10 protein-coding genes are annotated in these 11,632 nt (G+C 51.9%); 2 read left to right on the forward strand and 8 right to left on the reverse strand.

Annotation, left to right across the window (positions count from 1 at the left end; genetic code table 11):
• Positions 1 to 49: 49 nt before the first annotated feature.
• The 4 genes from ATHL_RS05140 to ATHL_RS05155 all read right to left on the reverse strand — a co-directional run bounded on the left by ATHL_RS05140 (position 50) and on the right by ATHL_RS05155 (position 4,525).
• Positions 50 to 1,051, reverse strand: a complete 1,002-nt coding sequence (locus tag ATHL_RS05140; RefSeq protein ID WP_062190472.1) for an SDR family oxidoreductase — start codon at positions 1,049 to 1,051, stop codon at positions 50 to 52.
• On the reverse strand, positions 1,048 to 1,647 hold the full coding sequence (locus ATHL_RS05145; protein WP_062190473.1) for a TetR/AcrR family transcriptional regulator: 600 nt from the start codon (positions 1,645 to 1,647) through the stop codon (positions 1,048 to 1,050). Before ATHL_RS05145 ends, ATHL_RS05140 begins: the two co-directional genes overlap by 4 nt.
• 86 nt (positions 1,648 to 1,733) lie before the next feature.
• Positions 1,734 to 2,336: an LOG family protein gene (locus ATHL_RS05150; RefSeq protein WP_062190475.1), complete on the reverse strand. Its 603-nt coding sequence runs from the start codon at positions 2,334 to 2,336 to the stop codon at positions 1,734 to 1,736.
• A complete protein-coding gene (locus ATHL_RS05155) occupies positions 2,333 to 4,525 on the reverse strand; it encodes a glycoside hydrolase family 3 N-terminal domain-containing protein (protein WP_062190477.1) in 2,193 nt (730 codons plus the stop codon). Before ATHL_RS05155 ends, ATHL_RS05150 begins: the two co-directional genes overlap by 4 nt.
• A 172-nt stretch (positions 4,526 to 4,697) precedes the next feature.
• Between ATHL_RS05155 and ATHL_RS05160 the strand changes: the two genes are divergently transcribed.
• On the forward strand, positions 4,698 to 6,056 hold the full coding sequence (locus ATHL_RS05160; protein WP_236822331.1) for a glycoside hydrolase family 140 protein: 1,359 nt from the start codon (positions 4,698 to 4,700) through the stop codon (positions 6,054 to 6,056).
• On the opposite strand, the gene ATHL_RS05165 is transcribed toward ATHL_RS05160, so the two are convergent.
• The gene (locus tag ATHL_RS05165) at positions 6,020 to 6,841 is read right to left on the reverse strand and encodes a nucleoside/nucleotide kinase family protein (protein WP_062190481.1); all 822 of its coding nucleotides are present in this window, start codon (positions 6,839 to 6,841) and stop codon (positions 6,020 to 6,022) included. The genes ATHL_RS05160 and ATHL_RS05165 overlap by 37 nt on opposite strands.
• Positions 6,842 to 6,916: 75 nt before the next feature.
• On the opposite strand from ATHL_RS05165, the gene ATHL_RS05170 reads away from it, so the two are divergent.
• A complete protein-coding gene (locus tag ATHL_RS05170; protein WP_062190483.1) occupies positions 6,917 to 8,419 on the forward strand; it encodes a carboxypeptidase M32 in 1,503 nt (500 codons plus the stop codon).
• Positions 8,420 to 8,427: 8 nt separating this feature from the next.
• On the opposite strand, the gene ATHL_RS05175 is transcribed toward ATHL_RS05170, so the two are convergent.
• The 3 genes from ATHL_RS05175 to melA form a co-directional block, all read right to left on the reverse strand.
• Complete coding sequence (locus ATHL_RS05175; protein ID WP_062190485.1) at positions 8,428 to 9,384, reverse strand: patatin-like phospholipase family protein; 957 nt, start codon at positions 9,382 to 9,384, stop codon at positions 8,428 to 8,430.
• Between the two features lie 121 nt (positions 9,385 to 9,505).
• The gene (locus ATHL_RS05180; protein ID WP_114679466.1) at positions 9,506 to 10,093 is read right to left on the reverse strand and encodes an MOSC domain-containing protein; all 588 of its coding nucleotides are present in this window, start codon (positions 10,091 to 10,093) and stop codon (positions 9,506 to 9,508) included.
• Between the two features lie 191 nt (positions 10,094 to 10,284).
• Positions 10,285 to 11,610, reverse strand: a complete 1,326-nt coding sequence (gene melA / locus ATHL_RS05185) for an alpha-galactosidase (RefSeq protein ID WP_062190487.1) — start codon at positions 11,608 to 11,610, stop codon at positions 10,285 to 10,287.
• Positions 11,611 to 11,632 lie beyond the last annotated feature (22 nt).

Below are 11,632 nucleotides of genomic sequence, written 5' to 3' on the forward strand. Positions count from 1 at the left end.
CAAGCATCTTACTGTAAGTGCATGTAATTTGTCAATGGTTGAGAAAAGGTTAAATCCGAACAGTGGATCGGGTTTTTCGGGCGTTTTCCATCCACCAAGCCACTGTATCACGTACCGACTCGGCCAGGGTGCGTGGTTGATAGGATAACCGGCGGCGGGCTTTCTCAATATTGATTGCCGAGTTGCTGAGCAAGGTTTCAATGGAGTATCGGGTAAAGCGTGGGCGCTTGTGTGCCAGGCGGTAATATTTTTCCGCAAGGACCGCCAGTGCCATTGCCACATCGATCGGCAGTGTAATGGCCCGGATACGGCTTCCGATGGCTTCTTTAACCAGGGAATATAACCGGGGAATGGAGATCTGCTCACCGCCAAGAATATAGGTTTCTGAGCGGTCACCCAGGTCTCTGGCGAGAATGTGACCGACTGCTACATCACGCACGTCCACAAAATCGAACGCGCCCGGAATAAGCCAGTTGACCGGGGTAGAGATCCAGTCCAGGAACATTTCGCCCATTTCAGAGCGCCTGAAGTCGTAGGGGCCGATAACGCCCGTCGGACAGACGATGACAGCATCCAGGTCAGAGCAGGCTGCCTGCCTGACGGCCTCTGAAGCCATGGCTTTGGTGCGATCATATGCACCTGCCGGATTTTGGGTGTCAAAGGGGAGGGTTTCGTCGATTGGCACCCCATGAGGTGGGCGAGCCAGGGCATGAATGGAACTGGTGTAAACGATCCTGCGAACCCCACAGGATCGGGCGGCTTGAAGGACATTCAACGTGCCTTCTACATTGACACGGTACAGAATGGGGGCATGCTCTTCAAGCAATGAGACGAGTGCTGCCATGTGGAAGACAGTATCTACACCCTGAAAGGCTTTTTCCAGTGAGGCCGGAATTAAAATGTTGCCTTCCACCTTTTCGACTGGAAGCCCATCGAGCGAAGATGTATCTTCTCCGGGGAGCACCAGAACCCGAACAGGTTCCCCCCGCCTCACCAGTTCTCGTGCCAGGACATTCCCAAGGTGTCCTGCTGCGCCAGTAATCAGATTCATAACTCCTTCTTCCTGAAACCTTCTATTAGAGATTGAACTCCCTGCCGGGTTACTTCTTCCCAGGAAGTACCGGAGGGGTCAAAAAAAGCCTGTAAGAGAATGCCGAGAGTCATTGCAATAAGTAATCGAGAGGCCATTTCGGGGTCAAGGTTTGGTGATAGCGACCCTTCTACGATACCCTCTTTGAACTTTTCTGAAAAGAAGTGGACATACCTGTAATAAGGATCGACTACTACCTGCCAGAATTCTGGCTGTCGGCTTGCCTGCATCCAGAATTCAAGAAAGATGACAGCCCGTGTGCGCGCTCCTTCAAAAATTTTCCCGGTCTGGCCAGCCATGGTGATTAATCCGGAGGGAATATCACTGGAGTTGGCAAGCTTTTGGGTTATTTCAAGGTCCAGTTGTTGTAACCAGTCTTCCAGGAGGGCCTGAAAGACAGCTTGCTTACTGGGAAAATGGTGATAAAAAGCGCCTTTGCTGACTCCGGCAGAATCGCAAATATCCGCTACGCCTGTGGCGTCGTATCCTTTTCTGGCGAAAAGGGATTCGGCTGAGGTAAGGATCCGAGCGCGGGTTTCTTCACTGCGATGTTGCATGCGAACTCCCTGAAAAATACAGACCGGTCGGTATGATTATATCATTAAACATCCCCAACGGATGATACGATTTTTATGAAATGGATTTAACGATTGACCCAACGCTCCAGGTTTACTGGAGAGATAAAGCGTTCCATTTTCTCCAGAAGGATTTCCGGGGCGGGGGCATCGATTAACAGGGCACGATGCTCGGAATAAATAAAGCCGTGACTGATGGCCTGGTTCACCATATCAAGTAGAGGATCGTAGTAACCGCCGGTATTCAATATTCCAATGGGTTTTTGGTGTAACCCGATCTGTGCCCAGGTAAGGGTTTCAAATAACTCTTCCAGAGTGCCGAACCCACCGGGAAGGGCAATAAAAGCATCGGCCAGAGCGCTCATCCGGGCCTTGCGGGAGTGCATGTCGGGGGTGATTTCGAGATGGGTGAGGCTCTCATGGATCAGGGAAGGTAGATTCAGGTTTTCGGGTACGATGCCAATGACTGTTCCGCCCATGTGAAGGGCGCCATCAGCAACCGCACCCATCATGCCGGTTTTTCCACCTCCATAGACCAGTTGAATCTTACGTTGGGCAAGCAATGCTCCCATTGACGAGGCGGCGTGTAAAAATTGGGGTTCCAGACCATCCGCTGAACCACAAAATACACAGATGGAGTGAAAGCGCTGGTACGTGGAAGGAGTCGTCATGATTTGATCACCTGAAAAGTTGTGCCGAGGCTGGCTGTACTGTCGGTGCCAACCCAAACTTTAAACGTACCCGGCTCCAGATGCCGACGGCGATCGGTGCCATAGAAAGATAATTCTTCAGCCCCAAGCTGGAAGGTGACGATCTGGCTCTCGCCGGGTTGCAGGTGTACCCGTTTAAACCCTTTTAATTCGCGGACGGGGCGGGTGATGCTGGCAACACAATCCTGAACGTAACACTGGACGGTTTCTGTGCCTGCTCTGGAACCAGTGTTGGTGACCTGGACGGAGACACAGATAACTTCATCCGGGTGAATTTCAGGGCGGTCGATCGCAAGACCGCTGAGAGAGAACATGGTATAGCTCAATCCAAACCCAAACGGGTACAGTGGAGAACCAGGAACGTCCAGATATCGATCTACATAAGCGTATTCAAGGGGGGAGGTTTCTCCAACCACGCTAAAAGAGCGCCCGGTGCTATTGAAATTGTAATGAATGGGAATCTGCCCGGTAGTTCGAGGGAAGCTTGCAGGGAGTTTTCCGGAGGGGGCTTCTTCACCGAACAGGAGATCTGCGATGGCGGCGGCGCCCATGCTCCCTGGATGCCATGCATAAAGGATGGCATCGGCACAACGGGCAACGCGGCTAAGGTTGAGGGGGCGGCCAGCGAGCACGACCACAACCAGTGGCTTGCCCAGCCTTGCAATGGCCTCAATGAGTTCCTCTTGCCCGGCAGGCAGATCAATGGAAGCCACATTATGGTTTTCGCCGCTCCGTCCCTCAGATTCGCCTGCAAAGAAGGTGATCACATCCGCTTTCATGGCTTCTGCCAGCATTTCATCCTGAAGGGCATCGGAAGGAGCCAGACGTACTGCATCAGGTGCGGCCTGTTGCATGGCTTCGGCGATAGTCTGGGTTTCGTGTAATAAGCCGTCCAGCGTCCAGGAACCGAGTAATGCTGCACGTTGATTAACCAGTGGCCCCATGACAGCGATTTTCAGGCCGGTTTTTTTGAGAGGCAGGAGATCTCCATGATTTTTGAGAAGCACCATTGACTCACGGGCGATTTGCCGGGCAACTTGTTGATGAGCCGGGGAGAAAAGGGTCTCAGAGGCCTTTGTTGCATTGGCGTAGGGATGTTCAAAGAGCCCAAGGCGGAATTTTATCGTGAGGATACGCTGAACGGCGTCATCAATCCGTTCCAGGCTCACTTCACCGCTTTCAACCAGGTCTTTCAGGTAACGGATATAGGTCTGGGTAACCATTTCCATGTCCACCCCGGCGGTAAAGGCCAGACGCGCTGCGCCTCGTTCATCTTCTACTACCCGGTGATGCACCAGTTCGCTCACCGAGGCCCAGTCGCTGATGACAAAACCAGTAAAACCGAGTTCCCCTTTAAGAAGTTCTGTAAGCAAGTAGTGGCTTCCAGAGGCCGGTTCACCGTTGATATCAAGGAAGGCCGACATGACCGATCCCACTCCGGCATCAACGGCGGCCTTGAACGGAGGAAGGTAAATGTTTCGCAGGGTTACATCGGTGATTTCTGCGGTGTTGTAATCGCGGCCACCCTCTGCCCCTCCATAACCAATGTAATGTTTGGCGCAGGCCAGGATGCGCTCCGGGTCTGAAAGGTCCTTCCCCTGGAAGCCGAGGACAGCGGCGCGTGCCATCTGACTGGCAAGGTAGGGGTCTTCACCGGAACCCTCAGCGATCCGCCCCCATCGCGGATCGCGAGCAATATCGAGCATGGGGGCAAAGGACCAGTTTACCCCGGCGCTCGACGCCTCACGGGCAGCAATGGTATAAGCCTGCTCTACCAGCCCGGGATCGAAAGTGGCTGCCATACCAAGCGGGATCGGGAAAATGGTACGATACCCATGGATGACGTCTCTTCCAAAGAGAATGGGAATGCCCAGGCGCGATTCTTCCACTGCAATGCGCTGGTATTCGTTGATTTCCTCTATCTCCAGAGCTTTTTCATGCCCGCTCCCGGCGAGGTTAGAACCCGCCAGAATTCGTGAGCCAACCCCGTACTGGCGAATAAAGGCCTTTACCTCATCAATATTATCGGGTCTTGCCCAGATCTGGTAAAGCTGGGCAATTTTCTCTTCCAGGGTCATACGTGAGAGGAGATCTTCGACCCGCCGATCGATCGAGAGGGATGGGTTTTTATAAAGAGGTAATGTGTGCATGGGAAATCCTTGGTGGTTATAGAATACAGAAAGTGACGAGAGGTTCCGACGAAAGTAGCTTCTTAAGTTTTCTGGTCAGGTTATACAACCTATTCTACCTGAAGATCGGTAGAGGGAGGGAGCAGGAATCCATGCTCTGAAAAAGAAGGTTTATACTTATTTTGTTGCCTGGATGAGTGATAGAAAGGATGTACAAAAAATGGCACTGGAGCGCATACAGGTCAGTGAGAACAGGCGGTTTCTGGTCACTGAGAGTGGCAAACCATTTTTCTGGCTGGGAGACACAGCCTGGGAGTTGTTTCATCGGCTTAACCGGGAGGATGCAGACAGGTATCTGGCGAATCGAGCTGAACGAGAGTTTACAGTCATTCAGGCGGTCATCCTGGCAGAATTTGATGGATTGCGAACACCGAATGTGTACGGGCAGATCCCGTTTTTGGATCTCGATCCTGCACAACCCAATGAGGCGTATTTTGCCCATGTTGACTGGGTGATACGCCGGGCGGCCAGATATGGATTGTATATTGGTCTTTTACCCACCTGGGGTGATAAGGTCATTGCAATGTGGGGCGACGGACCAGTGATCTTTAACCCTCAAAATGCTCGTGTATATGGTGAATATCTGGGTCACCGATATCGGGAAGATACCAATGTGATCTGGATTCTGGGAGGGGACCGCCCCGGAGAAGGCCTGCGCGATGTATGGACGGCCATGGCAGAGGGGATTCAATCGGGGCTGGGAAGGAAACCCCTGATTACTTTTCATCCGAATGGTGGGCATGGTTCATCAGAATGGTTTCACCAGGAAAGCTGGCTGGACATCAATATGTGGCAATCGGGGCATGGTATGGTTGATGCGCCAACCTGGGATATGATCGCCCGAGATTACAATCGTATTCCGGTAAAACCCGTGCTGGATGGTGAGCCAAATTACGAAGACCACCCCATAGATCCCTGGACGCGTAAATGGGAACCGAAACTGGGACGATTTACCGATTATGATGTGCGTAAACAGACTTATCGCTCGGTGTTTGCCGGTGCATGTGGGGTCACGTACGGCCATCACACGATCTGGCAATTTTACAGGCCGCCGTTTGAACCGATCAATTATCCGGCCTTTACATGGGACGAGGCTATCTACCGTCCAGCATCAGCTCAAATGGCCCATTTAAAGCACCTGATGGCATCTCGACCCTATTTCTCACGGATACCAGATCAGGGGTTGCTTCTTTCTAATCCTGGTGAAGGGGCAGGCCATATTCGTGCTACCCGTGACATCGATGGAAGTTACGCATTTATTTATCTTCCTCAGGCCGGGCAAACTGTCGAAGTAGATATGAGCCGGTTCGCCGGGCCTGTGAAAGGCTGGTGGTATGACCCGCGCACGGGGAAGGCATATCCGGCCGGTGAATTCGGAAACCTGGGGGGGTGTTCGTTTGTTTCTCCACTGGGCGGGCCAGACTGGGTTCTGGTTCTGGATGAAGCGGCCAGAAACTACTTGCCACCGGGAAGGGGAGAATATTCGGCCTGAGGAGGGATGGGCCTTTGAAACACGACTCTGGAAATAATGACCGGATCGGCTTTTTCTATCAGGATGTCGGCGGGAATGGAGGACTGCAGAACGAGCTGGATATTGGGAAGATCTACTCTGTGAAGATGGTTTTCAGTACGTGCCTGGGATTTTCCTCCACGCAGGTGGCGGGCGCGCAGACTGACGAGCAGGGTGTCGAGAGGAGCCCGGATAAATACAGTATGGTCGAACAGAGAGTGCAATTCTTTCCATGGAGGTAAATTCAGCAAAAGGTAGTTCCCTTCAACCAGGATTAAACGATGATCGGGGAGGATGGTGCCGGCGTCGCTTACTGGTTCGTGCAGGGCTCGACTATAGATGGGATAAGTCAGATGAGGTTGGTTACGGGCCTGTTCGAGGAAAGAGGTGAAGCTATCCACATCGAAGGTTTCAGGCGCGCCTTTAATTTCACTCAGGAGAACAGGTTCGTTATGATGGACAGTGGAATGGGTAGAGAGATACCTGTTAGGGAAATGCCAGCCATCCTGTCCAACCACGGCAGCCAGGCGGGGGTGGATGGTGTTGAGTAAGGCCGCAAGGATCAGTGAGAAGGAAGTTTTCCCGCTTCCCGGTGGCCCGGCGATGGCTACCAGAGAACGCCAGGGTCGATCCATTCGCTCAAGAAAGTATGTGGCAATCGGAAGATAATGAAACAATACCTGGTCTTTTTTCAGAGTGAGCGTGGCACCTGAAAAATCGGGTGAGAGATGCTGTCCGGCAAGCTTTTTCCAGATGCTTCTGGTCATATCCTCTATCATACTGGAAATTAAGCCCTTCCCGGGTAGAAAATGGGTTTTGGATTGTTGAGGAGAAATGATTCCATGGATCAACTGAATGAACTAAAAAAACGACTTGGGGTGGTGCATGACCTCAATACTGCGGGGATGGTATTGAACTGGGATCAGTTAACCTGTATGCCACCCGGTGGCGTAGAAGCCCGAGCAAGGCAACTCTCGACGCTGGGCCAGCTTGCGCAGGAATGGTTTACCTCGGAGGAGGTCGGCAGGCTGTTGGAGGAACTTCAACCCTATGCAGAAAGCCTCCCCTATGATCATAAGGATGCGGCGCTCATCCGAGTGGCGAAACGTCAATATGATTGGGCGAAAAGAATCCCTCCGGAACTCATGGCCCGTTTCTATCAGCATTCGGCCACCACTTATCAGACCTGGGTTGAGGCAAGAACGAAAGGGAATTTCAGGCTGGTTGAACCCCTTCTTGAGAAAACGCTTGATCTGAGCCTTGAGGTGGCTTCACACTTCCCTGAGGCAAGGCATCCGGCAGATCCTTTCATCGAAGCCAGTGATTATGGGATGACTGTGGATTTAATTCGTCCTATATTTGCTGAATTACGCAAAGAACTGGTTCCGCTGATGGATGCGATCACCAGCCAGCCGCCGGCTGACGATTCTTGCCTGAAGCAGTATTTTGATAAAGAGAAACAAATTGCCTTTGGGGAAGAGGTGATCCGTCAACTTGGTTTTGACTTCCAACGCGGGAGGCAGGATCAGTCTGCTCATCCTTTTACGACGGCCTTTTCAGTAAACGACGTACGGATCACTACCCGTGTTCGGGAAAATGATTTCAGCGAGGCTTTTTCCTCCACTGTACATGAGGCAGGGCACGCAATGTATGAGCAGGGAATTGACCCTGCGCTGGAAGGTACGCTGCTGGCCAGTGGAACTTCGGCGGGAGTGCATGAGAGCCAGTCTCGATTGTGGGAAAACATTGTAGGGAGAGGGGAAGACTTCTGGTTTTATTTTTATCCACGCTTACAGAAGACTTTCCCTGAACAGTTGAGTCATGTCACTCTGGATACCTTCCTGAAGGCGTTGAATAAAGTGCAACGCTCGTTAATCCGAACAGAGGCAGATGAAGTAACTTATAACCTGCATGTGATGATTCGGTTTGAACTGGAGCTGGAAATGTTAGAAGGAAAGCTTCAGGTTCGTCATTTGCCTGAAGCCTGGAATGCACGATATCAGGCGGATTTGAAAGTTACTCCGTCAGGTGACCAAGATGGCTGCCTGCAGGATGTTCACTGGTATGCAGGTTTTATCGGAGGCGCGTTCCAGGGATATACACTTGGGAACATCCTTTCCGCGCTGTTTTATAGACGGGCGCTGCAGGAGAACCCGCAAATTCCTGACGAAATGAGGCAAGGGAACTTTGCCACGCTTCGGAACTGGCTGAGGCGATCGATTTACCAGTATGGGAAAATATTCACCACCCAGGAACTGGTTGTACGCGCCGGGGAACAGGGAATCACCATTGCGCCTTATCTGGAGTATCTTCGCGGGAAATACAGCCGGTGGTATGACCTCTAGAAGGCCCCTCAGGCGGCAGGGGGAGGGGAGGTTTTTCTTCCGGGGCCACCTGCCGCTTTGACCGATGGAATGGCATCGGTGAGGTCGTTTTTAACTTTTTCCCAGAGGCGGTCTCCATAGTGTGCCAGATCGGGAATTTTATCTGCACCGTCCATGCCAATGGGTTCGAGAAGGTCGACGTTAAAACGGCGAAAATCGAGCTGAGGGAAGAGGTTGCCCACCAGATGCACCTGCTGATCGTCGGCAGAATGAAGAAAAGCTCCCAGAACAGGGGCAATCCATTGCCAGGGATAAAACGCATCGGCTTGCCCGGGAGCTAATGTATGGGGATCGCGTCCGGTGCCAAAGCTGATCAGGGTGGTTTCGGCGGGGTCCCAATTCAGGCAATACATTGCCTCGTAGGCGGCCAGATAGCAGGGGTTGGCGTAAGCACCAACGCCGCCATCTACATAGCGGCCGTCGACGATGGGAAAGTACGTAGGAACAACGCTTGAGGCCAGTACGGCTTTCACCACTGGCCAGGCTTTGTATTCTTCTTTCCACGGTTTGACAAAGCAGGTGTGGTTTGCGACCAGGTCAAACGTGGTAATGACGGTATCGATTTGCGGAGTCAGATTCCACAGATCTCCCATGGTGTGATCTCCAATGTATTTCTGGAGCGCATTTTGGAGAGGTTCAATGGGGTAACGATATCGGCTGAGCGGGAAGAATGTAGTTCGCCAGCTCTTTTGAAAGATGGTGTTGCCCAGATCGACATAAAGTTGATACATCTGGCTGGCGGTGAGGCCACTGGCCACGCCTGCTGAGATGATAGAACCCGTAGATGTACCAGCGGAAAGCTGAAAGATGTGATTTACAGATCGACCGAGTTCTTGTTCTAACAGGGCCAGTGCACGGGTAACGATGACACCCTTGATACCACCGCCGTCTACGGCCAGAGCCACATTCTTCCGAAAAGGTTTCATAGGATTGCCTTCTTATATAGATAATTTAGATATATATAGTACTAGTTTAGCATAGATTGGATCAGAAAGCAATTTTTCTCGTCCCAAAGAAAGCCTGGTGAGACGGAGGAAGGGAAAGAGGTCAGGCGCGAAGGAACTGGGTGTAGAGAACCTGCTCAGGGATTTCAGCGGTCACCGTATCGCCCGTAGAAATGGTGCCCGGGTGTTCCACCCAGGCCACGACACCTCTGCGGTGTACGGCCGCCTTGACAAAAGCGGCTGCCAGATTGGGGAGGTGTGGAAATTCTTCCTGTAATATTCGTCCGGGGTGCAGGCATGGATCATTTTCACCGTGTACGATGAATACTGCCCCACCCGGGAAAATCAACCTGGTGGCGGGTGGGAGGAAGGTGAGAGCGGGAATTCCGCTTATGAGAAGGTTTGCTCCCAACCATTCTGGCTTGATAATGGGGATGTTTAAGTCAGTGGCAACCCTCAGCATTTCTTCCTGAGAAATAATGGAGATTTGCCGGGTGTTACGAATTTCTGTCTGGCGAGGGTACTGCGGGTAGCGCCCATTTGATGGGAAGGTGAAGCCATAGTGGCGGTCGCCGGGAATACCAGCCAGATGCACACGGATGGTATCCTTCCGTGAGCTGGCAATGGAACCGGGAACGTCACAGACTAAAACCGCCTCGACTTTTCCACTGACCTTTATGGGATAGTTCATCACACACCTTCCGGGCAAATGAGTTTGAGATCATATCAAGTATACATGAGGGGAAGGATTCAGGGAGTAATCTATTTCAAAAAAGGGCAAAATAGGCTGTTTTTTACCTCAAGGGTTTTTGCGATAATGATCTAATGTTCTACGAATCAAAAGGGCGGCACTGTAAGCCGCCCTTTTGATGATCAAAAGCCTCAGGCTTTAAAATGCTTGAACTGGGGCAGATAGGGTCGGTTTATCTCCAGCAGTTCATTGACCATACTGCGGATTTCGGCCAGGGAAAGCACGGAGGCCGCGAGTGGGTCGTAACAACAGGCCTGATATACCAGGGTGGGGTCACCGGTGAGCGCCGCTTCGACGGCCATTTCTTCGGTCATTACCGAAAGGTGGTTGAGTGCAACCAGCTGCGGCGGCAACGCTCCCACATGAACAGGATGCAAGCCAGCTTTATCGACGAAGACAGGCACTTCGACACACACATCATCTGGAAGGTTGGTGATGAGTTTGGTGTTGGGTACATTCCCGTTGAACTGGAAGGTTTCGCCCCCCTTGATGGCATTGATGATATAGGCTGCATATTCATGCCCCCTTTCAAGGCTGATGGGGGTTTCTTTAGCAAACCACTTTTTGGCCTCTTCCTTCCAGTCCCCTTCCCGTCTCTGGTATTCTTTGAGGATGTAGGCATGAACGCCCGGGTTCCAGCCAGTGCCATGAGTGCAATATTTTTCGATCAGATCCTGGCGTTTGCGGAACCACCAGTTGTATTCAGAATTGTGGCCGGAGGATTCGGTCACATAATAACCGAGGGCCTTGAACATTTCATTCCGTACGATCTCTTCGTTGTAGATTTCCGGTTTTTCGATGGCCTCTCGCAGTAAGGGGTAGGCATCCTTGCCGTTCCACTCGTACTTCAAATAGAAGGCCTGGTGATTGATCCCGGCACAGGTGTAGGTTATTTCAGACATGGGCGCGCCAATCCATTTTGCCAGCATCTCGGCAGTACCCTGCACGCTATGGCAAAGCCCTGTGAGCTGGATGTTGCTGGCGCGGTTCATTGCCCGGCAAAGCATGGCCATCGGGTTGGTGTAGTTGAGCATGAGGGCGTCAGGGCAATATTGTTCCATATCTTTGGCGATGCTGACCATCACCGGTATGGTACGCAGAGCCCGGAAAATACCCGCAGTACCACGAGTATCGCCCACGTTGAAGTCCACGTTGTATTTTTTGGGAATCTCAATATCGTGGCGCCACACATCCGTAGAACCAACCAGAATGGTAACCAGGACGACATCAGCCCCCTTGAGGGCTTCAATGCGATCTTTCGTTGCCCAGACTTTTGCGGGATAGTTCCCCAACTGGATGATTTTTTGCACCGACTTGAGGGCAAAATCGAGGCGTTCATCATCAATGTCCATGAGGCAAATTTCCGCGTCTCGAAGGAGGGGGAAGGTGAGAACGTCTCGGACAAGTCCTCGAGTAAAACCAAAACTGCCTGCACCAATGAATGTTATTTTTGTCATGCTATCTCCAGGATCCAAGAAA

The organism is Anaerolinea thermolimosa (assembly GCF_001050195.2).
GTDB classification, from domain to species: Bacteria; Chloroflexota; Anaerolineae; order Anaerolineales; family Anaerolineaceae; genus Anaerolinea; species Anaerolinea thermolimosa.